Consider the following 26,022-nt stretch of genomic DNA (forward strand, 5'->3'; position numbering starts at 1 on the left):
AAAGCGTATAGCCCCGGACGCGCCTTTCCCGCGTGATGCAGTTCGTCGCCGTCGCAGCATGGGTAGTCGCGTACCTCGTCCTCGCCGTCGCGGTCGCCCGGCCACTGGCCGCGCTCCGCCGGCGACTCGCGGACGACGAGGCAGCGGCGCTGCTTCTCGCCGCGGTCCCGGTCGCCGCGCTCGGCTACTGGGTCGGGCTGACCGCGCTCGCGTGGCCGGTGTTCGTCGCGGCCGCGAGCGTCGTCGCGCTCTGCGTCGGCGTCGCCGCCGTCACCGACACGCAGTACGACTGGGAGCGATACGCCCGCCGGACGCTCGTCGGGGTGGCGTTCGTCGCCGTCCTCGCCGGGCTGCAGGGAGCGTGGCCGGACGTTCGCGCGGCGCGGTTCTTCCTGCGACTGGAGACGGCGTACGCCGTCACCTGGCTCGCCGCCTACCTCGGCCTCGGCGCGCTCGCGCTCCCGGCCGCCGCCCTGCTGTTCGACCGGTTCGACGACGACGGCGCGGGCGTCGCCGTCCCCCTCGCGCTCGGCGTTCTGGGGGTCGTCGGCTACTGGGTCGGCCACGTCTCGTTCGGCCCGGTCGCGCTGGGTGCGGGACTCGGCGTGCTCGCGCTCGGGTCGGCGGTCGCGCTCCGGCGCGGCGTCGCGGTCGACTGGCGGGCCTACGCCGAGGTGGCGACCGTGTTCGCGGTCGCGTTCGGCTTTCTCGTCGCGCTCCGCGCGGTGAATCCCGGCATCTGGCCCGGCGGCGGCGAGAAGTTCCTCGACTTCGGTCTGCTCCAGTCGCTCCTGCGGGCCGACGCGCTCCCGCCCGAGGACATGTGGTTCGCGGGCGAGCCGGTGAAGTACTACTACGGCGGCCACATGATCGCCGCGCTGCTGACCGAGCTGACCGGGACCCCCGCGCGGTACGCGTACAACCTCGCGCTGGCGGGCGCGTACGGCACCCTCGCGGCGACGGCGTACGGCCTCGCCCGCGCCGTGGCGGCCGAGCGCGGCCGCGCGAAGCGGACCGCCGGCGCGGCCGCCGCCGTCTTCGTGGCGCTCGCGAGCAACCTCTCGACCCCGCTCCGTCTGCTGGTGTGGCTCCTCCCGGGCGCGGCGGGCGACGCCCTCGCGTCGGTCGCCAGCCTCGAAGTCGACCAGCGGCCCAGCGTCGCGGCGGGGCCGGACGGGTTCAACTACTGGACGGCCAGCCGGACCATCGACTGGCGGGTCGTCGACGGCGAGCAGTGGCACTACATCGACGAGTTCCCGCTCTTCGCGTTCCGCAACGGCGACCTGCACGCCCACATGACGAGCACGCCCTTCCTCCTGCTCGTCGCGGCGCTTCTGTTCCAGTACTGGCTGACGCCGGCCGCAGCGTGCCGTCGCCGCCGCGCGCTGGTGTTTCTCGCCGTGCCGGCGCTCGGCGGGCTGATCGCCGTCGTCAACACCTGGAGCTTCCCGACGGTCGCGGGGCTGACGTTCGTCGTGCTGACGTTCGCTCCCGCCGATCCCGGAACGCTGCTTCTCCGCCGGATCGACGCGGCGCTCTCGGGAGTCCGCGAGCGCTCGCGGCTCCACGCCGAGGCGGCGCGCACGTCGACGGCGTTCGGCGCGGCCGCCGCCGTCGCCGCCCTGAGCGTCCTGTTCGCGCTCCCGTTTTTCACGGGCACCGCGAGCGGCCGGAGCGTCGGGGTCCTCCCCGAGTACCGGAGCGACGCGGCGGGCCTCCTGCTGGTCCACGGCGCGTTCCTCGCGGTGTCGGTCGCGTTCCTCCTCGCCCGGGAGGGCGTCACCGACCGCGTCCGGCGGCTCCTCGCGGTGACGGTCGCGGTGTCGCTCCTGCTGACGCTGCCGTACGAGATGACCGCCGTGGCGCTGTTCGTCCCCGCGCTCCTGGTCGCGTGGATCCTGCTCCGCACCGGGGACGACGCGGGGTACGAGACCGCCCTGCTGGTCGGCGCGCTCGGGCTCGTCACGCTGGTCGAGTTCGTCTACGTCGAGGAGCAGGCCGGCCCCGGCAGGATGAACACCTTGTTCAAGACCTACATGCAGGTGTGGGTACTCTGGGGGACCGCCGCGGGCGCGATGCTCGCCGACCGGACGCGCTTCCCCGAGACCCTCCGCGCGCTGGTCGCGCGGGCCGAGGCCGGCGTCGAGCGCCTGGAACGCGCGATCGGCGTCGGGTCGACGGGCAGCGACCGGGACCCGGTTCGGGGACGCTCGCCGGACGGCGGGCGTCGGACCGTCGACGTGTCGGCCCGGGGCGGGGCGGCGACGGTGCTCGCCGTCGGACTGCTGGCGTCGCTGTCGCTGTACGGCGGGTTCGTCGGCGCGAACCAGTTCGAAGACGGGACCGGCGACCCTACGCTGAACGGCACCGCGTACGTCGCCGACCAGCACCCGAAGGAGGCGGCGGCGATCGCCTGGCTGAACGAGCGGGAGGGCCAGCCCCGCATCGTCTCGGCCCCCGGTGAGTCGATCTACCAGTGGGTGAACGCCCCCTCCAGCCTCACCGGGCTTCCGACCGTCGCGGGGTGGTCACACGAGGTCGGCTACCGCGGCGAGGAGCCGTACCGGCAGCGGGTGGCGGACGTGGAGACCATCTACACCGGGACGCCCGCGGAGCGCGCCGAACTCCTCCGAGAGTACGGCGTCACCTACGTCTACATGGGTCCGGAGGAGCGCAAGCGCTACGGGACCCGCGATCTCGCGGACGACCCTGGCATCTCGGTGGAGAAGGAGTACGCGTTCGTCACGATATACCGCGTGGACCGGTCGGAACTGCGCTAGGCGGGCGCGGGGACCGGACGCCGGAGCGGCCTCAGACGGAGAGGTCGCCTTTCGCCTTCACGACGTCGAGCGCCTCGGCGTCGGTCCGGTCGACGTCGAGCCAGTGGGGGATGTAGTTGCGCTTCTCGTAGTCCTCGCGCTCGGCCTCGTTCCCGATGATACACCAGAGCTGCACCTCCTCGGGACCGTGCCACTCGCCCTGCCGGTTGATCTGGAAGACGGACTTCTCCTCCCCATCGTACTCGATGATGGCGTCCTTGCGGATGTCCGGGTCGCCCGAGATGATGAGTCGCTTCATGCCCGGGACTTCGGAAGATGCCCAATTAAGCGCTTCGAAGGGTCGCGTCGGAGGCCGGTCGCGGTGATCCGGACGCCGCCGGTCCGAACCGGCGGACGGGGGCGACGCCGTCGGCGCGAACCAAACGGGTTTTAAACGACGGCGAACAACTGCCCGTAAGGTAGATATCTATGGAGATGCCTCGACGGTTCAACACGTACTGTCCGCACTGTAACGAGCACAACGAACACGAAGTCGAGAAGGTCCGCGGCGGCCGCTCCACCGGGATGAAGTGGGACGACCGCAAGCAGAAGGCCGGTTCGAAGGGTATCGGGAACCGCGGTCGGTTCTCGAAGGTCCCCGGCGGGGACAAGCCCACGAAGAAGACCGACCTGAAGTACCGCTGCGGCGACTGCGGCAAGGCCCACCTCCGCGAGGGATGGCGCGCCGGCCGACTCGAACTCACCGACTAACAATGGCAGGTAACTTCCACACCGTCCGCTGTCCGGACTGCGAGAACGAACAGACCGTCTTCGAGAAAGCGTCGACCGAGGTCTCGTGTGCCGTCTGCGGTCACACGCTCGCCCGCCCGACGGGCGGGAAGGCCGCGTACGAGGGTGAAGTCGTCGAGACAGTCGAGCGTCGCTCGACGGGCAGCCAGAACGAGTCCGGCGACACTGTCGAAGCACGATGAAGTTCAGCGGCTGGCCCGAGAACGGCGAACTCGTCGTCGGCAAGATCGACGAGATCGAGGATTTCGGCGTGTTCGTCGACCTCGAGGAGTACGAGGACAAGCGCGGCCTCATCCACATCAGCGAAGTCGCGAGCGGGTGGATCAAGAACGTCCGCGACCACGTCCGCGAGGGCCAGACCGTCGTCTGCAAGGTGCTCGACGTCGACACGGAGTCACAGCAGATCGACCTCTCGCTGAAGGACGTCAACGACCACCAGCGCTCCGACAAGATCCAGGAGTGGAAAAACGAGCAGAAGGCCGACAACTGGATGGAGCTGGCCTTCGGCGAGGACATCGGGGACGAGACCTACGGGTCCATCGCGAACGAGCTGCTCGCCGCCCACGGTAGCCTCTACGAGGGCTTCGAGCAGGCCGCCATCCACGGCGAGGAGGCCCTCGAGGACACCGACCTCGACGACGACGAGCGCGACGCCATCGTCGAGACGGCCCGGGAGAACGTCTCCGTCCCCTACGTGAAGGTGACGGGCTACGTCGACCTGGAGTGTCCCGACGGCGACGGGGTCGACGCCATCAAGGAGGCCCTGCAGGCCGCCGAGGGGAACGGCGAGGTGCCTGACGAGGTCGACCTCGACGTCACCTACGTCGGCGCGCCGGAGTACCGCATCCGCGTGCAGGCGCCCAACTACAAGACGGCCGAGGACCAGCTGGAGGAGAGCGCCCGCCGCGCCGCGGACCGCATCGCCGAGTTCGGCGGCACGGGCGAGTTCCACCGCGACCGCCGCTCCGACGACGAGTAGGTCGGACGCCGCGGACGTTTTCCGGTTCTCCGACGACCCGCCAGCGACGGCTTTACGTCCGCGCGGGCGCGAGAAGCGACCGTGAAATCCGATATCCGCGTCTGTTCGGCCTGGGAGAGCGAGCACGACCGTCCGGTGTACACCCTCTCCGACGCCTGCCCGGAGTGCGGCGCCGAGGCGGTCAACTCCGCGCCCGCGCCGTTCAGCCCCGAGGACCCGTACGGCGAGTACCGACGCGCTCTTAAGCGGCGCGCCCGCGAGTAAGCCGTATGGACGAACTCGACATCGAGACGGTCGCCGAGGTCGAACTGTCTGACCCGGTGCTCGTCGAAGGGCTCCCCGGCGTCGGCCACGTCGGCAAGCTCGCGGCCGAGCACCTGCTGGAGGAACTCGACAGCACGCTCGTTCGGCGCGTGTACTCCGAGCACTTCCCGCCGCAGGTCGATATCGACGACGAGGGGCTCGCTGAGCTGACGGGCGCGGAGTTCCACGCCATCGAAACCGAAGGGCGGGACCTGCTCGTCCTCACCGGCGACCACCAGGCCCAGGACAACGCGGGCCACTACCGCCTCGCGTCGGCCTTCCTCGACGTCGCCGAGGAGTTCGGCGTCTCGGAGGCGTACGCGCTCGGGGGCGTCCCGACCGGCGAACTCATCGAGGAGTACGACGTGCTGGGCGCGGCCGCCAACGAGGACCTGATCGAGAAGCTCGAAGGCGCCGGCGTCGAGTTCCGCGAGGACGAACCGGCGGGCGGCATCGTCGGCGTCAGCGGCCTCCTGCTCGGCCTCGGCCGACGCCGGGAGTTCGACGCCGCCTGCCTGATGGGCGAGACCAGCGGCTACCTCGTCGACCCCAAGAGCGCGCGGGCGGTCCTCGAAGCGCTGGAGGAGCTTCTCGGATTCGAACTCGACTACGAGAGCCTCGAGGAGCGCGCCGACGAGATGGAGGAGGTCATCAACAAGATCCAGGAGATGGAACAGCAACAGCAGATGGACGTCCCCACGGACGAGGACCTGCGGTACATCGGCTGAAACCGGCCGAACGCTCCCCGAGCGTCTCTTCTCAGATCCCGAGCGCCTGCCGGCCGAGTTCCAGCCCGTACTGCGGCACGCGGTAGATGATCAGGCCGGCCGCGACCAGTTCGACGCCGGTGACGATCACCGTCGCCAGTTCGGCGCGGTCGCTGCTGACGGTCACGCCCGTCGGGAGGCCGTACTCCTTCGAGTAGGGGTAAAACAGCGCGAGGCCGCGCTTGCTCCCCGCGATGTCGAGCACGTAGTGGGTCAGGATGCCGATCCAGACGTACTCCAGGTTGCCGAAGAAGTACGGGAAGGCGACGAAGCCCCCGAGCACCAGGAGGTTGTGGAGCGTCTTGCGGTGCTTGCCGAAGGCGGTGTCGACGTCGGGGAACAGCGCCCCGAGCACGACCGGGATCCCGACCTCGACGATGGTGACGAACGTCCGCTCGTCGCCGACCGGTTCGAGGAGGTAGCCGAGGCCGATGCTGAGCAGTATCGCGTTCAGGACGTGTCCTCGCTTGTTCATGTCGTCTATGAGGTACTCTCGGCCGTGCCGACACAATACTTTCCCTTGCGAGCGGGCGACGGGACGGCGAGAGCGGTTACGGCTCCAGCGCGTCGAGCAGGTCCGCGAGCGCCCGGTCGACCGTCTTCTCGCGGACGGCCGCGCGGTCGCCGTCGAACTCGTAACGCGTCGCGACGGCGTAGGAGGACTCGGTGCCCCACTCGCCGGCGTAGGCGACGCCGACGTAGACGGTGCCGACGGGCGTCTCCTCGGTGCCGCCGGACGGCCCCGCGACGCCGGTCGCCGAGACGCCCCAGGTGACGTCCGCCCGGTCGCGGACGCCGCGGGCCATCTCCCGGGCGACCCGACCGCTCACCGCGCCGTCCTCGTCGAGCGCCTCGCGGGAGACGCCGAGCAGGCGGCGCTTCGCGTCGTAGGAGTACGCGGCGACGCTGCTGTCGAAGTAGTCGCTCGCACCGGGGACCGCGGTCAGTCGCGCGCCGATCAGGCCGCCGGTGCACGACTCGGCGGTGGCGACCGCGTGGTCAGCCTCGCGGAGGCGGTCGCCCAGTCGCTCCTCGATAGGGTCGTCGGTCATGGGCGAGGCGACGGCCGGCGGGGAGTTAAACGGTGTCCCGGTCGGTGTAGGACCAGCGCTCGACGATGTTTCCGTCGCCGTCGAAGCGGTGGAAGTCCGCGAACCCGAGGTCGACGGCGACGCCGCCCTGGTCGCCCGTGAACCGGCCGCGGACCGCGACGGTGTCGCCGTCGGGGACCACGGCGCGGACCTCGTGGCTCCCGTTCTCCAGCGGTCGCTCCTCGCGGTAGAAGCGCTCCAGTTCGTCGATCCCCTCGATGGTTCCCTGGCCGGGCCGCTCGTAGGTGACGTCGTCCGCGAACAGCGAGAGGAGGTCCTCGTAGCGCTCCTCGTCGACGTACCGGTAGTAGTCGCGAACGCGCTCGGGGTCGGCGTTTCCCATGGACGAACCGTCGACGGCCGGCGGTAAAGTTCTCGGGCTACCGGCCAGCCGTCGCGGGCTTACGGCTCGGGCGTCGCCGGCGTGCCCGCCTCGACGGCGTCGATCCGTTCCTCCGCGTACTCCTCGGCGGCGGCCAGGACGGTCGTGTCCCGCGCTTCGGCGCGCTCGATCATCTCCGTGAGGCGGTCGCCGACGGCCTCCGACTCCTCGTAGGCCTCCTCGCGGGTGCCGCCGAGGTACTCCTTCGCGACCGTAATGAGGCCGCCCGCGTTGATCACGTAGTCCGGCGCGTACAGGATGCCCCGGTCGCGGAGGGCGTTCGCGTGCCGGCGCTCGGCGAGCACGTTGTTCGCGCCGCCGGCGACGACGTCGCAGTCGAGTTCCGGCACCGTCTCGTCGTTTATAACGCCGCCGATCGCGCACGGCGCGAACACGTCGCATGAGCGCCCGTACACCTCGTCGGGGGCGACCGTCTCGACGTCGTGCTCCGCCGCGAACGCCTCGACGGCCGCCTCGTCCACGTCGCTGACGGTCACCGACGCGCCGTGGTCGAGCAGCTCCTCGGCCAGCGCCCGGCCGACCTTCCCGAGGCCCTGGATCACGACGTCGAGGTCGCCCGGCGAGTCCTCGCCGTAGACGTGCTCCGCGCAGGCGCGGATGCCGTGGAACACGCCGTGGGCCGTGATTGGCGAGGCCGCCCCGAGGCCGTCGCTCGTGCCGACGACGCGGTCGGTCGCCCGCTTCACCACGTCCATGTCCGCCACGGTGGTGTTGACGTCGACGGACGTGACGTACCGGCCCGCCATGCAGTCGACGGCGCGGCCGTACGCTTCGAGCAGCGCCTCGCTTTTGACCTCGTCCGGGTCGCCGAGGACCACGGCCTTGGCCCCGCCCAGCGGGAGGTCGGCGGCGGCCGCCTTGTACGTCATCGCCCGCGAGAGGCGGAGGACGTCCTCCAGCGCGTCGTCCTCGGTGTCGTAGTCGAGGATCCGCGTCCCGCCGAGGCCAGGCCCCAGCGTCGTGTCGTGGACGGCGATGATCGCCTGCAGTCCGGTCTCCGGGTCGGAGAAGTACGACACCTGTTCGTGTCCGGCGTCGCCGATGTCGGCGAATACCATACTCAATAACTCTTTGGTTCCCCGTAAATATTCGTCGGCTCGTCGCGACCCGCTCCGTCGCCCCCAGGCGACGGGGCGACGAGGACTACGGTTCCGCAAGCGGTTTGGCGTTTCTGGGCCTTGCTACGGGTATGCACTCGACGGAGGTGGTCTGAATGGAGTACGAGACGCCCCTGTTCTTCCACGTCATGGCGTACGCGGAGGAGGCCGACGAGAGCGACGCCAAGTGGCTCCCGGCCGGCGACGCGGCCGCGGGCGACGTGATCGACATGGTGAGCGGGAACCCCGACTGGGACCCGCCGGCCGCGCTCCGCGAGGGTCTGCGCGAGTACGCGGACATGGACGCCGACGCGTTCCAGTACCCGCCGAGCGACGGGCTGACGGAACTCCGGGAGGAGATCGCCGAGCGCCGGAACGTCGACGCCGACCAGGTCGTCGTCACCAACGGCGCGGGCGAGGCGAACTACCTCGCGATGGCCGCCGCGCTGGAGCGGGCCGAGGGGAACGAGGTCCTGCTGACGGACCCAGTCTACCCCTACTACCCGGGCAAGACGACGATGCTCGGCGGCGATGCGACGTACGTCCCGGCCGACGATGACGGGACGGTAGACCCCGCGGCGGTCCGCGAGCGCGCCGGCGACGACACCGCGCTGATCCTGGTCAACACGCCGAACAACCCGACCGGCGCGGTGTACGGCGAGGGGACGATGCGCGAACTCGTCGCCGTCGCCGAGGACAACGACGCGGTCCTCGTCAGCGACGAGGTGTACGACCACTTCGACTACGGCGGCGAGTTCGAGACGGCGCTCGCGTTCGACTCCGAGCACCGGATCGTCACCAACGCCTTCTCGAAGTCGATGGCGATAACGGGCTTCCGCGTCGGCTACGGCGTGTTCCCGCACGACCTCGCCGACCGGGCGCGCGGCCGGCACATGCTGGTCAACGTCGCCGGCTCCCGCCCCGCGCAGTACGCCGTCCTGCGCGCGCTCCGCGAGACGCCGCCTGAGTACTACGCGGAGAACCGCCGGATGCTCGCCGAGCGCGTCGAGACGTTCACCGCGGCGCTGGACGACGCCGGCGCGGAGTACACCCGCCCGGACGGCGCGTTCTACGTCATGGCCCGCTTCGACGGCTTCCCCGGCACCGTCGACAACGTGAAGGAACTGATAGACGAGGCGGGCGTGGCAGGCATGCCCGGCGAGACGTTCGGCTCCCGCCGCGAGGAGTGGATCCGCTTCGCGCTGGTGACGCCGCACGTCGAGGCGGCCGCGGAGCGGCTCGCGGACTACTTCGACTGACAGATCGAAACCGGTCCGGCGGGACGGCGGTCGCGACGACGGTCGCCGTCCGCGGTGCGCGCGTGACAACGCTTATACTTTCTCAAGCGGCTGTTATATCCGATGCCTGACCCTATCGTGCTGGCGCTGCTGGCGCTCGCGTTCGTCCTCTCCCTCGGCGGCCTCGGGCTTGCGTACCGAACCCGCCGCCGGCTTGCGACGCTCGCGGACGCCGAGCGCGTCGACGAGGTGGAATCGCGGATCGCCGACGCGGAGGCCCGCGCGGCCGACGCCGAGCGAGGCTCGCAACCCCCCGAGAACGCCGCTGACGCCGACGATCTGGCGGCGCTGCGCTCCGACGTCGATGAACTCTCGGCGACCGTCGACCGCGTGGCCGACGCGCCGGACAGACTCGACGGCCTCGAAGCCGAGGTCGCGCGCGTCGACGACCTCGAAACGGAGATCGAGCGCCTCGACGAGTTCGAGCGCCGCGTCGCCGCGCTGGACGACGCGAACGACCGGCTCGCGTCCGTCGAGTCCGCCGTCGCCGACGCCGCGGACGGGGGGCGCGTAGACGACCTCGAATCGCGCCTCGGCGAGTTCGAGGCGCGCTTGGACGACGCCGAGCGGGAGACGACGGGCGCGGCTGACGCCGCCGCCACCGTCGGCGACGAACTCGACGACCTGCGGACCGCGGTCGAGGACGTCCGCGACCGGGTCGAGGCGGGCGAAGACGCCGGCGATCGGGCCGCCGCGGTCGACGACCTCGCGAGCCGAGTCGACGCGATCGAGGAGCGGTTGGACGGCGTCGCCGCCGAGGAGTCCCTCGACGCACTGTCCGACCGGCTGGCCGACGCCGAGGCAGAACTCGCGTCGCTCCCGGAGGGCGACGACGAAGCTTCGCTCGGCGACGTTCGTGACAGGCTCGACGACCTCGAATCGGAGGTCGCGGCGGTCGACGCCGTGGACGAGTCGCGCATCGACTCGGTCGAGTCGGAGGTCGACGCGTTGGCCGACGACGTGAACGCGCTCGACGAAGCGTGGTCCGGCGCCGATCCGGCCGCAGTCGAGGACCGGATCGACGCGATGGAGGAGCGGTTCGCCAAGTTGACCGACGAGGTAGCGGCCGTCGACGAGCGCGCAGACGACGAACTCGGGGAGGTGCGGGCCGCGGTCGAGAACGTTCGGGACCGCGTCGACGCGGTGGACGGGCAGGTCGCCGCGGTCGAGGACCGGGTCGACGCCGTCGCGGAGGACGCGTCGAGCGCGGCTGACGCCGACGAGATGGGCTCCCTCGCCGACCGCGTCGACGACGTCGAGCGCGCCGTCGACGAGGTGACGGACTCAGTCGACGAGAAGACGGCGACGCTGCGGGACGGCGTCGAGGAGATCGCGGACCGTATCGAGAGCGTGAACGAGCGGGCCGCCGCCGCGGAGCGCGACGCCGGGCAGGTGGACTCGCTCTCATCGACGGTCGACGCGGTCAGCGAACGGCTCTCGGAGGTCGAAAAGCGACTCGACACCGTCGAGTCGGGGGGAGACGGCGACGTTACCGACGACGTCGCGGACCTCCGCGAGAGCGTCGAGCGCGTCGAGGAACGGCTGGGCGAGGCCGGCGGCGACGGCGAGGCGCTCGAACGTATCGAGAAGACCGCGCTGGAACTGAAAACTAAGGTGTCGGCGCTGGAGAACCGCGTCGGCGATATCGAGGCCGAACTGGAAGACGACGGAAAGGCGGAGATCCGCGAAGACGCCGGCGACCCCGACGAGCTGGAGGAGCAGTTCGAGGCGATCTTCGAGGACACCGAGGAGGGCGAGGACCCGTTAGACGGACAGGGCGGCCCGAAGGTGACCCGCGAGGAGGACCTGGACCTGAACCTCGACGAGTAACCGGGAAGTACACAAGCGTCCGACGGGTATCGGGGCGTATGAGTTCGATCGACGTCGAAGCCGTCGACGATGTCGAGGAGGAGGACGCCGTCGACGCGGCGTCCCGCTCGCTCGACCCGAGCGCCGACTACGTTCTCTACGGCGGGAAAGGCGGCGTCGGCAAGACGACGATGGCCGCCGCGACGGGGCTGGCGAGCGCCGAGAGCGGGGCGACGACGCTCGTCGTCTCCACGGACCCCGCGCACTCGCTGTCGGACACGTTCGAGACCGACGTGCCGCCCCGCCCGTCGCGCATCCGCGACGAGGTGCCGCTCTACGCCGCCGAGATCGACCCGGACGCCGCCATCGAGGACGGGACGGCGGCGTTCATGGCGGAGAACGAGGGAGGGCTGGGGGGCCTCGGCGAGATGCTCGGCGGCGAGGGCGGCCCGATGGAGTCGCTGATGGGCGGCGCGATGCCCGGGGCCGACGAGGCCGCGGCGATGCAGACGCTGCTCGAGTACATGGACGACGAGCGCTTCGACCGCGTCGTCGTCGACACGGCGCCGACGGGCCACACCCTGCGGCTGCTGGAACTGCCCGAGGTGATGGACACGATGGTCGGCCGGATGCTCAGCCTCCGCGAGCGCCTCGGCGGGATGATGGACGGCGTGAAGGGCATGTTCGGCGGAAACGTCGAGGAGGACGACGTCGACCAGAGCGTCGACGACCTCCGCGAACTGAGCGACCGCATCGAGCGCCTGCGCGCGACCCTCCGGGACCCCGAGCGCACGGACTTCCGCGTCGTGATGGTGCCGGAGGAGATGAGCGTCTTCGAGTCCGAGCGCCTGCTCACCCAGTTAGACGAGTTCGAGATCCCGGTCGGCACCGTCGTTGTCAACAAGGTGATGGAGAACCTCGCCGACGTGACCGACGACGTGGACGCCTCGCAGTTCGTCTCGCCGAACCTCGACACCTGCGAGTTCTGCCAGCGCCGCTGGGACGTCCAGCAGGACGCGCTCGCGTCGGCCCAGGACGTGTTCCGCGGCCACGACATCAAGCGCGTGCCGCTGTTCGCCGACGAGGTGCGCGGCGAGCGGATGCTGCGGATCGTCGCAGCCTGCCTGAACTAAATCGCCGCGGTACTCCTTCGCACACCACCGGTGTCGTTTTCTCGCTCCGCCCGAGAGTCCGGCGTATGCCTGACGGCGGGATCGCCGAGTCCACGCTCGCCGCGATGGTGCGGACGGTCGACCCGGCCGCGACGCTCCGAGACGCGACGTTCGTCGCCGAGCACGCGAGCGCCGCCTACCGGGTGACGGTCGACGGCGGGTCGGGCGGGACCGAGCGATTTCTGAAGGTCACCTCTGACGGGACCACGCAGGGCCTGCCGTCGGAGGCGCGTCTGCTCGCGGCCGTCGGCGAACACAGCGACGTCCCGGTCCCGACGGTGTACGGCGCGGTCGACGGACACGACGACCTCCCGGCCCCGTTCTTCGTCGCCTCGGCGGAGCCGGGCACCAGCGTCCCGCGTCGCCGCGTCGGAATCCTCGACCGGGAGGCGGTCCGCACGGTCGCCAGGGAGTCGGGGCGCTACCTCGCAGCGATCCACTCCTTCGACGCGGTCGACGCGTACGGCTTCCTAGAACCCGCGGGCGAGACGCTTTGCGGCGATCGGCCGCCGTCGGACTTCTCCGTCGCGGTAGCCGACCCGAGCGAGAACTGGCCGGAGACGGTACGCTCGTGGGTCGCTGACGCGCTCGACGCGCACGCCGACAGCGAGTTCGGCGACCTGACGCCGATACTGCGCGAGGAGGTCGAGAGAGAACTCGCCGACCTCGACGGCGACTCCCGGCCGGTGCTAGCACGGATCGACCACGGCACGCACAACCTCCTCTTCGACCCGGACGTCGGCCGGATCCGGTCGGTCGTCGACTGGGGATTCACGATGGCCGCGACGCCGGCGTACGACCTCGCTCACGTCGAACCGGCGCTCGCCGGCGGGCCCTGGCGGTTCCACCCGGAGACGCGCGACCAACGGAACCTCGTCCGGGAGGCGCTGCTCGCGGGCTACCGCGAGCGCGGCGACGAGCGCGCGGTCGAGCGGTACCGGGAACACGGTCGGCTCTACCGACTGCTCGCGCTCACCCGGTCGATGTTCCTGCTCGACGACGCGCTCCGGAACCCTAGCGCGGCGGACCGGGGGTGCGTCGCGTCGGGGATGCGGGAACGGGTCGAGTCGATGGCCTGACCGCGGCACGCGCCGCGAGGGGCGCCTCGTCGGTTACGACCGCACGCCGGCGAGTTTCGACACGAGCCGGTAGGCCGCGTCGCGCCACTTCGCCGGCAGGACGCCGGCGTAGCTCAGGAACCCCGAGAACGGCCCGACGGGGTAGCGCGCCTCCGGTTCAGTCGAACTCGCGGCGTTCAGGATCACCTCGCCGACGCGGCGCGGCGACACCGACCCCGGGCCGCCCCCGCCGATGGCCGCCGTGTCGTCGAGGATCTTGTACAGCGAGGAGTACGCCTCCGATCGGGGGAGCCCGTCGACCTCCTCCTCGACGCGGTTCGAGAAGTTCGTCTCGACGGGGCCGGGTTCGACCAGCACCACGTCGACGTCGAAGTCCGAAACCTCGGCGCGGAGCGCGTCGCTGATCCCCTCCAGCGCGAACTTCGACCCGGAGTAGATGCCGCTGCCCGGGACCGACACCCGGCCGGAGATGCTGGAGACGTTGACGATGGTGCCGTCGCCCTGCTCGCGCATGTGCGGGAGGACCTGCCGTGCGAGCCGGTGCGGGCCGTACACGTTCACGTCGAACTGGGCGTGGACCTCCTCGACGGGGACGTCCTCGACCGGCCCCATCTGCGCGTAGCCGGCGTTGTTGACGAGGCAGTCGATCCGCCCCCAGTCGTCGACGATCTCCTCGACGACGGCCTCGACCTGGTCGTCGTCGGTCACGTCCAGCGCGGCCGTCTCGCAGCCCGCCTCGGCCAGGTCCTCGATGTCGGTCACGTCCCGGGACGTGGCGAACACGCGCCACCCCTCGTTCAGGAACTCCATCGCCGTGGCCCGGCCGATGCCGGACGAACAGCCGGTGATGAGTACGGTCTCCTCGCGCGTGATGGACTCGTCCGCGACCGCGGAAGACTCGTCGACGGCCGTGACGGTCTCGTCTGCGTCCTCGCTTGCCATGGACGGAGTGTCTATGGGAAAGCAGTAAAAACGGGCGGTTCAGTCCGCCTCTCCCGCCGACGGTTCCGTACCTCCGGCGGCCCTCTCAGCGGACCTCGCCTTTGACCTCGTCGGCGTACTTGTCGGCCAGCCGCGTCGGCTCCGGCAGCTTGTACTCGCCGCCGAGGCCCTCCACGAGGTCGGCGGCCGTCTCCGCGCCGACGCGATGACCGGGGCTGACGTACAGCGGGTTGATCGACGTGCTTCCGGAGTCGTACTGGCGCGACTGGAGGGCGTAGCCGATGACGGTGCCCTCGGGCGCGTCGACGTTCCCGTCCGCCGCTATCGCCACCCTCGCGCCCTCCGGCAGGCCGTCGACCGAGTCCACGGGCGTCCCGCATAGCAGGCTCTTGGCGACCCCGACGCTGGGCAGGTCGAGGCAGACGCCCATGTGCGTCGCGAGGCCGGCCTGTCGGAAGTGGATCCGGCCGCTCCCGTCGAACAGCGCGAGGTCGGGCGTCACCGACAGCTCCTCGAACGCGGCGAGGATCGAGCGCCCCTCGCGGAAGGAGAGCAGCCCGGGAACGTACGGGATCTCGAGCGGCGTCACCGCGTAAGCGCGCTCTATGACCTCGCCGCCCCTCGTCGCGACGATGGCGCTGACCGCGCGCTCGTCAAGGAACGCCTGGTCGACGCCGGCGACGACCGGCGGCTCCTGCCCGGGGGTCGACAGCGGCCCCTCCGTTACCGTCGCCGGGTCGAAGGGGAGGTCGTCAGCGAAGACGGCGTCGGCGGCGAGGTCGCGCTGGAGCCGCTCCATCTCCTCCCGGGAGAGCGACGCGTCGGGGACGTACTCGGGACGGACCGGCGTCATGGCCGGTCAGAACGGCCCCCGGCCACCGCCGCGGCCGGGGCCTCCGGGGCCGCCCGGACCGCCGCCGCCCCCGAACCGCATCCTGCTCGGCGCGCTGACGCCCCTGCTCTTGACGCGCTGCCCGTACGTCAGCCCGATCACCAGGCCGACGAGGTGGGCCGCGTTCGCGACGTTCGGGCCGGCGACGCTCGGGCCGATGATGCCGAGGACGCTGATGAGCGCGTAGCCGCCGGTGATGACCCAGATCGGCACGGGAACGAGGAAGTACAGCAGGACGCGCATGTCGGGGTTCAGGATCGTCAGCACGCCCATGATGGCGAGGCCCGCGCCGCTCGCCCCGAGGACGCCGCCCTGCCACGGCGCGAGTCCGCCCTGCATCAACTGGAGCAGCACCTGACTCATGCCGGCGAGGATGCCGCTCACGAGGAACAGGAGGGTGAAGTTCCGGGACCCGACGTAGCGCTCGACGTGCTGGCCGAAGAAGTAGATCACGATGCTGTTCATCGCGATGTGGCCGAGGCCGCCGTGGGAGAACACCGACGTGAACCACGTCCAGACGTATTCGGGGTGCTGCGGGGTCAGGACGAAGATGGAGCGGTACAGGAGAAACGAGTCGAGGTTCATGTCGGCCGACCCGACGGGGGCGAGGAGGAACCGCGCGACCATCTGCGCCGCGAACGTGATCCACATCAGCCCGAGGAAGACGAACGTCATGTTCCCCCGGAAGTACCCCATCGGGCCGCCGACGCCGGTGTTCAGGCCGAGGCGGTCGGTCAGTCCCTTCGACCGACCGCTGTCGGTCTCGACGCTGTCGTCGAACCCGCTGTCGAACACGCCGTCCGGGTCGCCCCACTGGTCGAGGCCCGGACAGCCGTGGTTCTCCGGCAGGCGGTGGTCGGCGCAGTAGGTGCCGCCGCAGTGCCGGCAGTTGTACGGCATGTTCTCGTCCTTACCACACTGGTCACACGTCGCCATTTGCTTGCGCTTGGAGCGGCCCGACAAAAGGGATTTGGGTACGGGGGAAACGTAGGTTTTTGCCGACTCGGGGCCGTAGTACCCGGCGTGCAAGAGTACGAGCGCAAACAGCTCCTCGCGAGGGTCGAACGCGAGGGGGCGACCGTCGGTGCGGACATCCCGGACCGCATCGACGTTCAGGGCGAGGAGATAGACCTCCAGGAGTTCGTCTTCGAGATAAAGCGCCGGGAGACGATCCCGCCCGGCGAGCGCGACCGCGTCGAGCGCGCGAAGAAGAACCTCCGGCGCGAGCGCCTCCAGCGCAAGCAGCGACTGGAGGACGAGGACGCCGACCTCAGCTTCGAGGAGGGCGAGCGGATCGTCGAGGCTATCGTCGGGATCGACCGGGCGCTGAACGCGCTGGAGAACCTCTCGCCGACCGACCTCGAACGCGAGGAGGAGGTCCAGGAGATGCAGGACCGCAAGCGCTGGATGAACTTCCTGAAGAAGGCGCTCGGCCAGAAAGACGCCTCCGGCGGGAGGAGCAACCTATGAAGAACGCCGAGGTCGCGGCCCGCCTGGAGGAGATGGCCGACCTCCTCGAAGCGAAGGACGTGGAGTACAAGCCCCGCGCGTACCGCCGCGCCGCGGAGAACCTCCGCGGACACCCGACGCCCGTCGAAGAGCAAGCCGCCGAGGGCGCCGAGGCCGTCCAGACCGTCGAGGGTGTCGGCGAAGCGATCGCCGACAAGGTCGTCGAGTACGTCGAGACGGGGTCCATCGCGGAACTGGAGGACCTGCGCGAGGAGCTGCCGGTCGAGATGTCGGCGCTGACCCGCGTCGAGGGCGTCGGCCCGAAGACCGTCGGGACGCTGTACGAGGCGCTCGGGATCCGTACCCTCGACGACCTGGAAACCGCCGCGGAGAACGGCGAGATCCGCGAGGTGAGCGGGTTCGGCGAGAAGACCGAGCAGAACATCCTCGACAAGATCGACTTCGCCCGGCAGGCGACCGAGCGCCAGCGGATCGGCGACGCCCGGCCGCTCGCCGACGACGTGCTCTCGCTGCTCCGGGACCACGAGGCCACTCAGCGGTGCGAGGTCGCGGGGTCGCTCCGCCGCTGGCGCGAGACCATCGGCGACGTGGACGTCCTCGTCGCGAGCGATGACTCCGAGGCGGTCGTCGACGCGTTCGTTGACTGGTCGCGCGCCGACGAGGTGATCGAAGCCGGGTCGATCAAGGCGAGCGTCCGCACCGAGGGCGTCCGGGTCGACCTCCGGGTCGTCGTCCCCGAGGAGTTCGGGAGCGCGCTCCAGTACTTCACTGGGAGCAAGGAGCACAACGTCCGCCTGCGCAACTACGCCATCGAGCGCGACATGAAGCTGAACGAGTACGGCGCGTTCGACGTGAGCGAGGTGCGCAGCGCCTCGGAGAGTCGGACGGAGTCCGACGGCACAGAGGACGACGCCGACCAGCGCGCCGGCGACCGCGTCGCGGGCGAGACGGAGGCGGGGATGTACGAGGCGCTCGGCCTGCCGCTCATCCCGCCGGAGCTCCGCGAGGACCGCGGCGAGATCCGGGCCGCCGCCGAGGGCGACCTGCCCGACCTCGTCGAGCGAGGCGACGTCCGCGGCGACCTGCACACCCACACGAACTGGTCCGACGGCGGCAACACGATCCGCGAGATGGCCGCGGCGGCCGCCGAGATGGGGTACGACTACCACTGCGTCACTGACCACGCCACCGGCCCGGGGATGGTCGGCGGCGTCGGCGTCTCCGACGAGGAACTGCGCGAGCAGATGGCCGAGATCCGCGAAATCGCGGACGAGGTCGCAGTCGACCTGTTCGCGGGCGTCGAGGCGAACATCGACGCCGAGGGCGGGATCAGCGTCGACGACGACGTGCTCGCCGACCTCGACCTCGTCGTCGCCTCGCCCCACAGCGCGCTCGACCAGGGGACGGAGGCCGCCACGGAGCGCCTCGTGACCGCGATCGAACACCCCTCCGTCGACGTGCTTGGCCACCCGAGCGGCCGCATGATAAACAAGCGGCCGGGCATCGACTTCGACGTGCCGACCGTCGTCGAGGCCGCTGCCGCGGAGGGCGTCGCGCTGGAGATAAACAGCAACCCCGCGCGCCTCGACCTCCGGGACGGCGCGGTGAAAGCCGCCGTGGACGCGGGCGCGACCATCGCCGTCAACACTGACGCGCACGTCCCCGCGGAGTTCGCGCTGATTCGCTACGGGGTCCACACGGCGCGCCGCGGCTGGGCCGAGACCGCCGACGTGCTCAACGCCCGCGGCCCCGCGGAGCTGCGCGAGTTCCTCCACTGATGGACCTCCTCCTCGACGTGATGTGCGGGGGGATCCGCTCGCAGCTTCGGATGTGCGGCCACGACGCGGCGTACGCGCTCGACCGCGGCGTCGAGGACGACGACCGCCTGCTCGCAGTCGCCGGTGAGGAGGGCCGGACGCTCGTCACGCGGGACGCCGCGCTCGCGCGCCGGGCCGACGACGCAGTCTTACTCGAAGCGACAGACCCCGCGGACCAGCTGGGGGAACTCGCGGACGCCGGAATCCACCTGTCGCTCGCCGACGAACCAGAGCGGTGCGGGGCGTGTAACGGACGGCTGAAACGTGCGGAACCGCCGACGCCGGACTACGCGCCGGACCCCGAGGAAGAACGAACCTGGCAGTGTGCGGACTGTGGGCAGTGTTTCTGGAAGGGGAACCACTGGGGGCGGGTCGCGGAGACGCTGGCGTCGCTGTGAGGTCGCCCTACGAGTTCGGCTCCCACTGGTCGCAGGCCTCCATGTCGTCCATCCGCTCGCCGTAGTAGCCGCAGTACGGCTGCATCCCCTGACCGGTGCGGACGTACTCAAAGTGCTCGCAGTTGCCGCAGTACGTGTCGGCGACGGACGCCTGCCCGGATCCGCCCGCGGTCCGCGCCCGCTCGCCGCCCGACGAGCGGTCGTCCATCAGGGACGTGATGTCCCGCGTCGTCGACCCGCCGTCGCTCGCCGCGCTCCGCGCCCGCGAGATAGCGCGGTCGCGCGTGGTCGACGACGAGTTCGCGGACTGCCGCGATCCGCCCGACGAGCGACTACCGGACGACTGCGACCGTCCGCTCGCCGAAGCACCGGTTCCGGCCGTGCCGCTCTCGGGGCGGTTCGTCTGCGTCTCGACCTCGCCGTCGGGCGTCTCGCCGAACATGCCGACGCTCCCGAACCCGTTTCGCAGTTCGGAGCGGTCGACCTCGACGACCTTCGTCTCGCCCTGCTTGGTCACTTCCATGCGGACGGTGCCGCCGGGATCGTTGCGCCGCTTGAACGTCGCAATCCCCGCGAACAGGCAGCCGATGAGCGTCAGCGACCCGAGGAGATACACCGCGGTGACGGTCAGCGTCAGGTCCTTGCCGTAGCCTGCCCAGTGTGCGGGGTAGGCGTACCAGAACAGGGCGACGCCGAGCGCGGTGATGCTCGCCCCGATGGCCGCCGCCGCCCGGATGCGCGTTTCGGCGGGGAGGACGGTGAACACACCCAGCACCACCGTCGGAACGCCGACGCCGCCGAGGACGCCGGCGAGCAGCCGGCTGTCGAACTCCGAGGCTCCGAACCCGGCCAGCAGGTCCGTCGCGGCGACGACCGTGCCGACGACGGCCAGCACCGCGCCGACGAGAAACAGCGCCGTCCCCAGATACAGACGCTTGACGTTCTGCACCTCCCCCACGCGTCCCTCGTACGCTTCAGCCAGGCTTGCCATACCGTCCCGTTTACAGGCCTCACACAAAACACTACGTCAGACATCTATCGGGATACCGGGTGGTCCTCGAACGGATCGTGGAAGCGAAAGGACTAATCGCGGCGCTACCGAACCCCCGCCCATGGCTGACGACGACGAAGAAGAGGACGCACCTGCCGTCGAACTCGGCGATGGCGACGCCGTCGAGGGCGCGCCGCTGGCCCGCGTCGCCTCCCGGCTGACCTGGCCGAAAGAGCGCAGCGAGATCGAACGACTCGAGGGGGACGCGACGATCCGGACGCCGGACGGTCCGACGACGCTCGCGGACGTGCTCCCCGAGACCTCGACGACGTACTTCGACCGCCGGCAGCAGTTCATCGACGAGGTCGAAAGCGTCGTCGGCACCGGCCCCATCCCCACCGCCGACGAGTGACGTGAACGTCGACGCCGTTCGCCGCTACGCGGTCGATCTCTCCTGGGTGCAGAAGTCGCTGCTGTTCGGCGCCGCCCTCACCGTCGTGTGGATGTCGACGGTGGAGCATGGCCTCGACCAGCGCGTCGTGCGCGACGGCCTCATCTTCATCGTCGGCCCGCTCGCGCTCGGCCTCTCGCACGGCCGACGGATCGGCTGGCGCGTCGACCGCACCGCTCTCCGTAACACCGTCCTCCTCGCGCTGTTCGTCCTCCCGTTCTACCTGGTCGGGTCGTCGCTTCCCTCGATCCGGGCGTTCTACCCGATGTGGTCGACGACCGCCGCGCCGGGCGAGTTCGTACCGCACGCGATCAAACTGTTCGTGCTGGCGCTGGCCGCCGAGACGTACTACCGCGGCCTGCTCTGCGTCGGCGTCCGGGAGATCGGGTTCAAGAGCGTGTTCATCAGCCCCGTTCTCTACGCGATTCATCACTTCCACAAACCCCCGATCGAGTTCCTGCTCTCCGGCCCGACCGACGTGCTGTTCGGCGCGGTCGACTACGAGAGCAACTCCATCCTGCCCTCGGTGGTGGCCCACGGGGCCGGCCTAGTCCTGCTGGACTGGCTGGTGCTCCACCCGCCGCTGCTGCCGCCCGAGACGGTCGTGCGGTGGCTCCGGTGGCTACCGCTGCCGCTGTAGCCTGCCGCGGCGGAGGTCGGCGGGTCGCTCCCGCCGCCGTTTTGACCGTGGCCCGCCAACGCTCGCCCATGACGCTTCCGTACGATCCCGAGACGCTGACCGACGACGACATCGGCCGCAAGCGCGCGACGCTGGAGATGGACCACGAGGAGGCCGTCGAGCACGTCCGCGAGACGTTCACCGACGCCGGCTTCGGGGTCCCCGTGGAGTTCTCGCCGTCGGAACTGCTCAACGAGAAAGTCGATGCGGACCGCGACCCCTACTACGTGCTCGGGGCCTGCAACCCGGAGATGGCCGACCGCGCGCTGGACGAGACGCTGGAGATCGGCGGGCTGTTCCCCTGTAACGTCATCGTCTGGGAGGAGGAACCCGGCGTCCAGCAGGTGTACCACGTCAGCATCATGAAGATCGCCCGCCTCGTCGGGATGGCGCCGGACGACGAGGCGTGGGCCGACATCGTCGCGGCGACGGGCGAGATGGTCGACGAGGCGTTCGCGAACCTCTCAAGCAGAAACTGAAACTATTCACACATCGAACGGCACGTCGGTTGCCGTTCGAGTGAGTCATTGCGTTCAATTTCTGCTTTAGTCGTCGAGGTCGAGTCTGGACAGGTCCGCGTTCGCCGGCCCGTCCAGCACCTCGCCCTCGTACGTGAATCGGGAGCCGTGACACGGGCAGTCCCAGGACTTCTCGCCGTCGTTCCACTCCAGGAGACAGCCCATGTGCGGGCAGACCGCCGACACCTTGTACTCCTTGCCGTCCGCGTCGCGGTACGTGCCGACGACGCTGCCGCCCTCGCGGGTCACCGTCGCGTCCCCCGGCGAGAGCGTGACGACGCTAGTCAGCGGCTTGGTCGCCCAGTCGCCGACGAACTCCCTCGCGACCTCGGCGTTCTCCTTGAGCATCTCCGCCCCGGTCGACCGCAGTTCGACGCGGGTAGGGGAGTAGACGTCCGCCCACGGGTTCGGCTCGCCGGCGATCAGGTCGGAGAGGATCATCCCGGCGACCGTGCCGCCGGTCATCCCCCACCCGCCGAAGCCCGTCGCGACGTACACGTCGTCGGTCGACGGGCCGAGCCGTCCGACGAAGGGGATCCGATCCGCGGTCCGGTAGTCCTGCGTCGACCACCGGTACTCGATCGACGCGACGTCGAACCGCTCGCGCGCCTCCTCGGCCAGCTTCCGGTAGCGCTTCGCCGTGCTACCGCCCTGCCCTGTCTTGTGGTTTTGCCCGCCGATGAACACGAACTCGCCGCCGTCGCCCGGTTGCGTGCGCACGGAGAAGTACGGCTCCTCGTCGCGGTAGTGCATCCCGTCCGGCGGCGTCTCGTTCAGGCGCGCGGCGAGCACGTACGACCGCTTGGGGTACTCCCGCGCGAAGTAGAACCCGTGATCGAACACCGGGAAGTGCGTCGCGACGACGACCGAGTCGGCGTACACCGTGCCGCGCTCCGTCTCGACGCGACAGGGGTCGCCGCTCTCGACGTCGGTGACGCGCGTCTCCTCGTAGACGCCGCTCCCGTCGACCGGGATGGCCTCGACGAGGTCGAGCAGGTACTTCCGCGGGTGGAACTGCGCCTGGTCGTCGAAGCGGACCGCGCACTCGACGTCGTAGGGGAGCGGCGTCTCCTCGACGAACGCGGCGTCGATGCCGGCCTGCCTCGCCGCGGAGACCTCCTCCCGCACCGCCCGACGGTTCTCCCGCGACGTGACGTACGTGTACGCGGACTGTCGCCGGAAGTCGCAGTCGATACCGCGATCCTCGATGCGGTCCGCGATGTCCTCGATCGCCGCCTCGTTCGCCGCGGCGTAGGCGCGGGCCGTCTCGACGTCGAAGGCAGACCGGACGTGGTCGTAGATCAGGCCGTGCTGGGACGTGACCTTGGCCGTGGTGTGGCCCGTGACCGCCTCCAGCACGCGGTCGGCTTCGAGGACGGCGACGTCCAGTCCCGCTTCCTGTAAGTGCGTCGCCGTGGTGATCCCGGCGATGCCGCCGCCGACGACCGCGGCGTCGACCCGGAGGTCGCCCGAAAGCGGATCGAAGTCGGTCTCCGGCGTCGTGTCGAGCCACAGCGACCGCGGTTCTCCGGGTAGCGATTCGTGCTCGTCCGCGTTGTCTGTCGTTCCCATGGCAAGCCCCGAGGCGGTCCCGACCGCCGTCCGGACTAGTCCACGGGAGCGCGGATAAGGGTCGGTCTCAGAAGTCCGACAGCGTCGCCTGCAGACCGGCGACCATCTCGGACTTGCGGCGCAGCGCGCCCAGGGAGACGGGCAGCTGCGACGCGACGGCCGACACAGCGCCGTGGAAGGTCTCGGCCTCGCCGAACTCGCCGTAGAAGGCGTTGCGGACGCTCTCGCGGATCTGCCAGACGCCGACGGGCGCCCAGTAGTCGTCGGACACCTCCCGGAGGACGAGACACTTCGCCTGCCGACCGATCGACTCCAGGTGTTCGAGAACGCCGAGCCGCGAGGCGTAGTACGCGCCGGCCGTCTCGTCGACGTAGCCGGTGCGGCCCTCGAACCCCTCCGAGGCGCTGGCCATCCACACGTCGCCCTCCGGGTCGGGGTTCCAGATGCTGCCCGGCGCCTTCATCTCGACGAGTTCGAACTCCCACTGCCCGGGCGCGAGGACGACCCAGTAGCGGTTGCCCATGTACTCGTTCTCCCAGACCTGCGGCTTGTCGATGCTCGGCGCGTCGCGGATCCGCCCGCGCAGGTACTGGCCGACGGTGTCGTCGACGGCGGTGATCGACCACCGCGTCGGGACGAGCCGCCGGTTCTCGCCGCGGCCGAGCGCACCGGCCGAGAGGATCTTATTGATCTCGTAGACGTCGAAGCCGCGGCGGTAGAGGTAGGTCATCGCCCCCTGGGCTTGCCAGTCGTCGTCCTCCAGCGTCTTCTCGACGGGTCGGGGGACGTGGGGGTTCTCCGCGAGGTCGACGGACTCCGCGCTGGCGTTCGGCCCCGTCGGCGTCGCCACGCCTTCGCCGAGGTCGAAGTCGATCTCGGGGCGGTCGTCGAGGCCGATCTCCACGTCGACCGGGCGGTCGGCGATGGCGACCTCGCGCTGGGTGCCGACGAAGCCGTCCCACACGTCCTCGACGTCGACCTTCGAGCGCCGGCGGGAGTTGAGGAGGTTAGTGCGACGCTGGAACACGTCGTCGATGCCGTAGCGGTCCTGATACCACGCGGCGTCGGTGACGAACTCGTCGGCGTCGGTCTCGTGATCGACGGGCGAGAGCAGGCCGGTCGAGACGCTGGGGTAGTTCGAGCGGCCGACGAAGATGGAGGGTGCGGTGCTCCCGAACAGCGCGTCGCCCTGCACCGTTTCCTCGAACTGGCTCTCGAAGTCCTCCAGGTAGTCGGTGATCTCGTAGGACTTCTCCTCCGCCAGCCGGCGCTTACGGACGCCCTCGTCCGGTTCCAGGTCCTCGATGAAGTCGTCGAGCCGCATTCACCGGTGGTAGGGGACTGGCCACCATGAATCTTCGTTTGGCGAGCAGGCGACACGGTGGACCGGGAGGCGGCGTCGCGGCGGAGGTGACGTTCTCGGCGTCGCGGCGGCTCCCCGCATCGTACTGGCGCGTGCGAGGCGGCCGTGTCGCGCGACCGCGTACCGCCCCGCCGCGATGGTCAGGTCACGGCGGGCGTGGCCGCGGCTTCCGATATAAACGTCCGGTCCACCGTCGCCCCGCCGACGGCGCGACGACGCGGTCGCTCGGGGCCGAAAAAGCCGAAAAAGGGAGCGTTCGCCGCGTTAGCTGTGGATTCCCATCGCCTCGATCTGCTCCTGATACCGGTTGCGGATGGTGACCTCGGTCACCTGCGCGACGTCCGCGACCTCGCGCTGGGTCTTCTTCTCGTTACAGAGCAGCGACGCGGCGTAGATGGCGGCGGCGGCGTATCCCGTCGGGGACTTGCCCGAGAGGAGTCCTTCTTCGGCGGTCGTCTCGATGATCTCGTTCGCTTTCGTCTGGACTTCTTCGCTGAGTTCGAGTTCGGAACAGAAACGAGGAACGTACTTCTTCGGGTCGACGGGTTTCATCTCCAGACCGAGTTCCTGGGAGATGTAGCGATACGTACGACCGATCTCCTTCCGTTCGACGCGGGACACCTCGGAGATCTCTTCGAGGCTTCGGGGGATGCCCTCCTTCCGGCACGCCGCGTAGAGGGCGCTCGTCGCGACGCCCTCGATGGAGCGGCCGCGGATGAGGTCCTCCTTGAGCGCGCGCCGGTAGATGACGCTTGCGACCTCCCGAACGGAGCGCGGCACACCGAGTGCGCTCGCCATGCGGTCGATCTCGCTCAGTGCGAACTGCAGGTTGCGTTCGCCGGCGTCCTTGGTCCGGATGCGTTCCTGCCACTTTCGCAGTCGGTGCATCTGACTGCGCTTCTTCGACGAGATGGAACGCCCGTACGCGTCCTTGTCTTTCCAGTCGATCGTCGTCGTCAGTCCCTTGTCGTGCATCGTCTGCGTCGTGGGCGCGCCGACGCGGGACTTCTCCTGACGCTCCTGGTGGTTGAACGCCCGCCACTCCGGACCAGGATCGATTTTCTCTTCCTCGACGACGAGGCCGCAGTCCTCGCAGACGAGCTCTCCCCTATCAGAGCTTTTGACGAGGTTCTCGGACTCGCATTCGGGGCACTCCCGTACTCCCTCCTGCTCCTCGGACTCCTCCGTCTCAAGCTCGCGCTCCCGCTGGCGGGTGGACCGTGTCATCGCACTTTTATAGTAGTATGACCAATCAACTTAAACCCTCGGTGAACATCGTATCGGATCCGAGAGGTCAGAAATCGGTCGGGTCCGGACGATGGGCCGCGACGGGATCCGCATGCCGTCGGCGACCGGGCAGAC

28 protein-coding genes are annotated in these 26,022 nt (G+C 70.0%); 16 read left to right on the plus strand and 12 right to left on the minus strand.

Annotated features, from left to right (window positions below):
- Window positions 1-35 precede the first annotated feature (35 nt).
- Complete coding sequence (locus D8670_RS08420) at window positions 36-2,780, plus strand: DUF2298 domain-containing protein (RefSeq protein ID WP_121817675.1); 2,745 nt, start codon at window positions 36-38, stop codon at window positions 2,778-2,780.
- Between the two features lie 31 nt (window positions 2,781-2,811).
- On the opposite strand, the gene D8670_RS08425 is transcribed toward D8670_RS08420, so the two are convergent.
- Window positions 2,812-3,078, minus strand: a complete 267-nt coding sequence (locus D8670_RS08425) for an HAH_0734 family protein (protein ID WP_121817676.1) — start codon at window positions 3,076-3,078, stop codon at window positions 2,812-2,814.
- A 170-nt stretch (window positions 3,079-3,248) separates the two neighbouring features.
- On the opposite strand from D8670_RS08425, the gene D8670_RS08430 reads away from it, so the two are divergent.
- The 5 genes from D8670_RS08430 to D8670_RS08450 all read left to right on the plus strand — a co-directional run bounded on the left by D8670_RS08430 (window position 3,249) and on the right by D8670_RS08450 (window position 5,579).
- Entirely contained in the window at window positions 3,249-3,530 is a 282-nt protein-coding gene (locus D8670_RS08430) for a 50S ribosomal protein L44e (RefSeq protein ID WP_121817677.1), read from the plus strand.
- Window positions 3,531-3,532: 2 nt separating this feature from the next.
- Window positions 3,533-3,751 carry a 30S ribosomal protein S27e gene (locus D8670_RS08435; RefSeq protein ID WP_121817678.1) on the plus strand — a complete coding sequence of 73 codons (219 nt, stop codon included), beginning with the start codon at window positions 3,533-3,535 and terminating at the stop codon, window positions 3,749-3,751.
- A complete protein-coding gene (locus D8670_RS08440; protein WP_121817679.1) occupies window positions 3,748-4,548 on the plus strand; it encodes a translation initiation factor IF-2 subunit alpha in 801 nt (266 codons plus the stop codon). Before D8670_RS08435 ends, D8670_RS08440 begins: the two co-directional genes overlap by 4 nt.
- A gap of 81 nt (window positions 4,549-4,629) precedes the next feature.
- Complete coding sequence (locus tag D8670_RS08445; RefSeq protein ID WP_121817680.1) at window positions 4,630-4,812, plus strand: RNA-protein complex protein Nop10; 183 nt, start codon at window positions 4,630-4,632, stop codon at window positions 4,810-4,812.
- Window positions 4,813-4,817: 5 nt separating this feature from the next.
- Complete coding sequence (locus tag D8670_RS08450) at window positions 4,818-5,579, plus strand: proteasome assembly chaperone family protein (protein WP_121817681.1); 762 nt, start codon at window positions 4,818-4,820, stop codon at window positions 5,577-5,579.
- Between the two features lie 31 nt (window positions 5,580-5,610).
- Here D8670_RS08450 and D8670_RS08455 read toward each other — a convergent pair whose 3' ends face one another.
- From D8670_RS08455 to D8670_RS08470, 4 genes are all read right to left on the minus strand, one after another.
- Window positions 5,611-6,093: a metal-dependent hydrolase gene (locus tag D8670_RS08455; protein WP_121817682.1), complete on the minus strand. Its 483-nt coding sequence runs from the start codon at window positions 6,091-6,093 to the stop codon at window positions 5,611-5,613.
- Window positions 6,094-6,169: 76 nt separating this feature from the next.
- Entirely contained in the window at window positions 6,170-6,670 is a 501-nt protein-coding gene (locus D8670_RS08460) for a CinA family protein (RefSeq protein WP_121817683.1), read from the minus strand.
- A gap of 25 nt (window positions 6,671-6,695) precedes the next feature.
- Window positions 6,696-7,052 (minus strand): nuclear transport factor 2 family protein, encoded by a 357-nt coding sequence (locus D8670_RS08465; RefSeq protein ID WP_121817684.1) that lies wholly within the window; start codon window positions 7,050-7,052, stop codon window positions 6,696-6,698.
- 59 nt (window positions 7,053-7,111) lie between these two features.
- A complete protein-coding gene (locus D8670_RS08470) occupies window positions 7,112-8,170 on the minus strand; it encodes a Leu/Phe/Val dehydrogenase (protein WP_121817685.1) in 1,059 nt (352 codons plus the stop codon).
- A 155-nt stretch (window positions 8,171-8,325) separates the two neighbouring features.
- On the opposite strand from D8670_RS08470, the gene D8670_RS08475 reads away from it, so the two are divergent.
- The 4 genes from D8670_RS08475 (at window position 8,326) to D8670_RS08490 (ending at window position 13,567) form a co-directional block, all read left to right on the plus strand.
- Complete coding sequence (locus D8670_RS08475; RefSeq protein WP_121817686.1) at window positions 8,326-9,468, plus strand: pyridoxal phosphate-dependent aminotransferase; 1,143 nt, start codon at window positions 8,326-8,328, stop codon at window positions 9,466-9,468.
- A 102-nt stretch (window positions 9,469-9,570) separates the two neighbouring features.
- The gene (locus D8670_RS08480) at window positions 9,571-11,337 is read left to right on the plus strand and encodes a hypothetical protein (RefSeq protein ID WP_121817687.1); all 1,767 of its coding nucleotides are present in this window, start codon (window positions 9,571-9,573) and stop codon (window positions 11,335-11,337) included.
- 38 nt (window positions 11,338-11,375) lie between these two features.
- Window positions 11,376-12,449 carry an ArsA family ATPase gene (locus tag D8670_RS08485; RefSeq protein WP_121817688.1) on the plus strand — a complete coding sequence of 358 codons (1,074 nt, stop codon included), beginning with the start codon at window positions 11,376-11,378 and terminating at the stop codon, window positions 12,447-12,449.
- Window positions 12,450-12,514: 65 nt separating this feature from the next.
- Window positions 12,515-13,567 carry a phosphotransferase family protein gene (locus D8670_RS08490; RefSeq protein WP_121817689.1) on the plus strand — a complete coding sequence of 351 codons (1,053 nt, stop codon included), beginning with the start codon at window positions 12,515-12,517 and terminating at the stop codon, window positions 13,565-13,567.
- Window positions 13,568-13,600: 33 nt separating this feature from the next.
- On the opposite strand, the gene D8670_RS08495 is transcribed toward D8670_RS08490, so the two are convergent.
- From D8670_RS08495 to D8670_RS08505, 3 genes are all read right to left on the minus strand, one after another.
- On the minus strand, window positions 13,601-14,509 hold the full coding sequence (locus D8670_RS08495; protein WP_121817690.1) for an SDR family oxidoreductase: 909 nt from the start codon (window positions 14,507-14,509) through the stop codon (window positions 13,601-13,603).
- An 85-nt stretch (window positions 14,510-14,594) separates the two neighbouring features.
- Complete coding sequence (locus D8670_RS08500; RefSeq protein ID WP_121817691.1) at window positions 14,595-15,362, minus strand: endonuclease V; 768 nt, start codon at window positions 15,360-15,362, stop codon at window positions 14,595-14,597.
- A 6-nt stretch (window positions 15,363-15,368) separates the two neighbouring features.
- The gene (locus D8670_RS08505) at window positions 15,369-16,337 is read right to left on the minus strand and encodes a rhomboid family intramembrane serine protease (protein WP_121817692.1); all 969 of its coding nucleotides are present in this window, start codon (window positions 16,335-16,337) and stop codon (window positions 15,369-15,371) included.
- 87 nt (window positions 16,338-16,424) lie between these two features.
- Between D8670_RS08505 and D8670_RS08510 the strand changes: the two genes are divergently transcribed.
- Genes D8670_RS08510 through D8670_RS08520 form a run of 3 tightly spaced genes read left to right on the plus strand, consistent with a single transcriptional unit; the run spans window position 16,425 to window position 19,086 of the window.
- Window positions 16,425-16,871 (plus strand): DUF5788 family protein, encoded by a 447-nt coding sequence (locus D8670_RS08510; RefSeq protein WP_121817693.1) that lies wholly within the window; start codon window positions 16,425-16,427, stop codon window positions 16,869-16,871.
- Window positions 16,868-18,649, plus strand: coding sequence for a DNA polymerase/3'-5' exonuclease PolX (polX, locus tag D8670_RS08515; protein ID WP_121817694.1), 1,782 nt, complete (start codon window positions 16,868-16,870; stop codon window positions 18,647-18,649). The genes D8670_RS08510 and polX overlap by 4 nt, the downstream gene beginning before the upstream one ends.
- Entirely contained in the window at window positions 18,649-19,086 is a 438-nt protein-coding gene (locus tag D8670_RS08520; protein WP_121817695.1) for a Mut7-C RNAse domain-containing protein, read from the plus strand. Before polX ends, D8670_RS08520 begins: the two co-directional genes overlap by 1 nt.
- A gap of 7 nt (window positions 19,087-19,093) precedes the next feature.
- Here the strand turns inward: D8670_RS08520 and D8670_RS08525 are convergent, their stop codons facing one another.
- A complete protein-coding gene (locus D8670_RS08525) occupies window positions 19,094-20,077 on the minus strand; it encodes a cell division protein CdpA domain-containing protein (protein ID WP_121817696.1) in 984 nt (327 codons plus the stop codon).
- A 121-nt stretch (window positions 20,078-20,198) separates the two neighbouring features.
- Between D8670_RS08525 and D8670_RS08530 the strand changes: the two genes are divergently transcribed.
- From D8670_RS08530 to D8670_RS08540, 3 genes are all read left to right on the plus strand, one after another.
- The gene (locus D8670_RS08530; RefSeq protein ID WP_121817697.1) at window positions 20,199-20,489 is read left to right on the plus strand and encodes a DUF5789 family protein; all 291 of its coding nucleotides are present in this window, start codon (window positions 20,199-20,201) and stop codon (window positions 20,487-20,489) included.
- 91 nt (window positions 20,490-20,580) lie between these two features.
- Entirely contained in the window at window positions 20,581-21,168 is a 588-nt protein-coding gene (locus D8670_RS08535; protein WP_121818565.1) for a CPBP family intramembrane glutamic endopeptidase, read from the plus strand.
- 68 nt (window positions 21,169-21,236) lie between these two features.
- Entirely contained in the window at window positions 21,237-21,686 is a 450-nt protein-coding gene (locus D8670_RS08540; protein WP_121817698.1) for a DUF302 domain-containing protein, read from the plus strand.
- A gap of 66 nt (window positions 21,687-21,752) precedes the next feature.
- On the opposite strand, the gene D8670_RS08545 is transcribed toward D8670_RS08540, so the two are convergent.
- The 3 genes from D8670_RS08545 to D8670_RS08555 form a co-directional block, all read right to left on the minus strand.
- A complete protein-coding gene (locus D8670_RS08545; RefSeq protein ID WP_121817699.1) occupies window positions 21,753-23,297 on the minus strand; it encodes an FAD-dependent oxidoreductase in 1,545 nt (514 codons plus the stop codon).
- A 67-nt stretch (window positions 23,298-23,364) separates the two neighbouring features.
- Window positions 23,365-24,621 (minus strand): DNA repair protein NreA, encoded by a 1,257-nt coding sequence (gene nreA / locus D8670_RS08550; RefSeq protein WP_121817700.1) that lies wholly within the window; start codon window positions 24,619-24,621, stop codon window positions 23,365-23,367.
- Window positions 24,622-24,924: 303 nt separating this feature from the next.
- Window positions 24,925-25,887, minus strand: coding sequence for a transcription initiation factor IIB (locus D8670_RS08555; RefSeq protein ID WP_121817701.1), 963 nt, complete (start codon window positions 25,885-25,887; stop codon window positions 24,925-24,927).
- Window positions 25,888-26,022: the final 135 nt, after the last annotated feature.

Source organism: Halostella limicola (assembly GCF_003675875.1).
Lineage (GTDB): Archaea > Halobacteriota > Halobacteria > Halobacteriales > Natronoarchaeaceae > Halostella > Halostella limicola.

What these genes read in the sequence shown, in the direction of transcription:
- D8670_RS08530 (WP_121817697.1), top strand. Translation starts at nt 20,199, where the DNA reads ATGGCTGACGACGACGAAGAAGAGGACGCACCTGCCGTCGAACTCGGC.
- D8670_RS08425 (WP_121817676.1), bottom strand. Translation starts at nt 3,078, where the DNA reads ATGAAGCGACTCATCATCTCGGGCGACCCGGACATCCGCAAGGACGCC.
- D8670_RS08470 (WP_121817685.1), bottom strand. Translation starts at nt 8,170, where the DNA reads ATGGTATTCGCCGACATCGGCGACGCCGGACACGAACAGGTGTCGTAC.
- nreA (WP_121817700.1), bottom strand. Translation starts at nt 24,621, where the DNA reads ATGCGGCTCGACGACTTCATCGAGGACCTGGAACCGGACGAGGGCGTC.
- D8670_RS08500 (WP_121817691.1), bottom strand. Translation starts at nt 15,362, where the DNA reads ATGACGCCGGTCCGTCCCGAGTACGTCCCCGACGCGTCGCTCTCCCGG.
- D8670_RS08555 (WP_121817701.1), bottom strand. Translation starts at nt 25,887, where the DNA reads ATGACACGGTCCACCCGCCAGCGGGAGCGCGAGCTTGAGACGGAGGAG.
- D8670_RS08455 (WP_121817682.1), bottom strand. Translation starts at nt 6,093, where the DNA reads ATGAACAAGCGAGGACACGTCCTGAACGCGATACTGCTCAGCATCGGC.
- D8670_RS08435 (WP_121817678.1), top strand. Translation starts at nt 3,533, where the DNA reads ATGGCAGGTAACTTCCACACCGTCCGCTGTCCGGACTGCGAGAACGAA.
- D8670_RS08475 (WP_121817686.1), top strand. Translation starts at nt 8,326, where the DNA reads ATGGAGTACGAGACGCCCCTGTTCTTCCACGTCATGGCGTACGCGGAG.
- D8670_RS08420 (WP_121817675.1), top strand. Translation starts at nt 36, where the DNA reads ATGCAGTTCGTCGCCGTCGCAGCATGGGTAGTCGCGTACCTCGTCCTC.
- polX (WP_121817694.1), top strand. Translation starts at nt 16,868, where the DNA reads ATGAAGAACGCCGAGGTCGCGGCCCGCCTGGAGGAGATGGCCGACCTC.
- D8670_RS08545 (WP_121817699.1), bottom strand. Translation starts at nt 23,297, where the DNA reads ATGGGAACGACAGACAACGCGGACGAGCACGAATCGCTACCCGGAGAA.
- D8670_RS08460 (WP_121817683.1), bottom strand. Translation starts at nt 6,670, where the DNA reads ATGACCGACGACCCTATCGAGGAGCGACTGGGCGACCGCCTCCGCGAG.
- D8670_RS08525 (WP_121817696.1), bottom strand. Translation starts at nt 20,077, where the DNA reads ATGGCAAGCCTGGCTGAAGCGTACGAGGGACGCGTGGGGGAGGTGCAG.
- D8670_RS08520 (WP_121817695.1), top strand. Translation starts at nt 18,649, where the DNA reads ATGGACCTCCTCCTCGACGTGATGTGCGGGGGGATCCGCTCGCAGCTT.
- D8670_RS08430 (WP_121817677.1), top strand. Translation starts at nt 3,249, where the DNA reads ATGGAGATGCCTCGACGGTTCAACACGTACTGTCCGCACTGTAACGAG.
- D8670_RS08495 (WP_121817690.1), bottom strand. Translation starts at nt 14,509, where the DNA reads ATGGCAAGCGAGGACGCAGACGAGACCGTCACGGCCGTCGACGAGTCT.
- D8670_RS08440 (WP_121817679.1), top strand. Translation starts at nt 3,748, where the DNA reads ATGAAGTTCAGCGGCTGGCCCGAGAACGGCGAACTCGTCGTCGGCAAG.
- D8670_RS08450 (WP_121817681.1), top strand. Translation starts at nt 4,818, where the DNA reads ATGGACGAACTCGACATCGAGACGGTCGCCGAGGTCGAACTGTCTGAC.
- D8670_RS08535 (WP_121818565.1), top strand. Translation starts at nt 20,581, where the DNA reads ATGTCGACGGTGGAGCATGGCCTCGACCAGCGCGTCGTGCGCGACGGC.
- D8670_RS08490 (WP_121817689.1), top strand. Translation starts at nt 12,515, where the DNA reads ATGCCTGACGGCGGGATCGCCGAGTCCACGCTCGCCGCGATGGTGCGG.
- D8670_RS08505 (WP_121817692.1), bottom strand. Translation starts at nt 16,337, where the DNA reads ATGGCGACGTGTGACCAGTGTGGTAAGGACGAGAACATGCCGTACAAC.
- D8670_RS08480 (WP_121817687.1), top strand. Translation starts at nt 9,571, where the DNA reads ATGCCTGACCCTATCGTGCTGGCGCTGCTGGCGCTCGCGTTCGTCCTC.
- D8670_RS08540 (WP_121817698.1), top strand. Translation starts at nt 21,237, where the DNA reads ATGACGCTTCCGTACGATCCCGAGACGCTGACCGACGACGACATCGGC.
- D8670_RS08465 (WP_121817684.1), bottom strand. Translation starts at nt 7,052, where the DNA reads ATGGGAAACGCCGACCCCGAGCGCGTTCGCGACTACTACCGGTACGTC.
- D8670_RS08485 (WP_121817688.1), top strand. Translation starts at nt 11,376, where the DNA reads ATGAGTTCGATCGACGTCGAAGCCGTCGACGATGTCGAGGAGGAGGAC.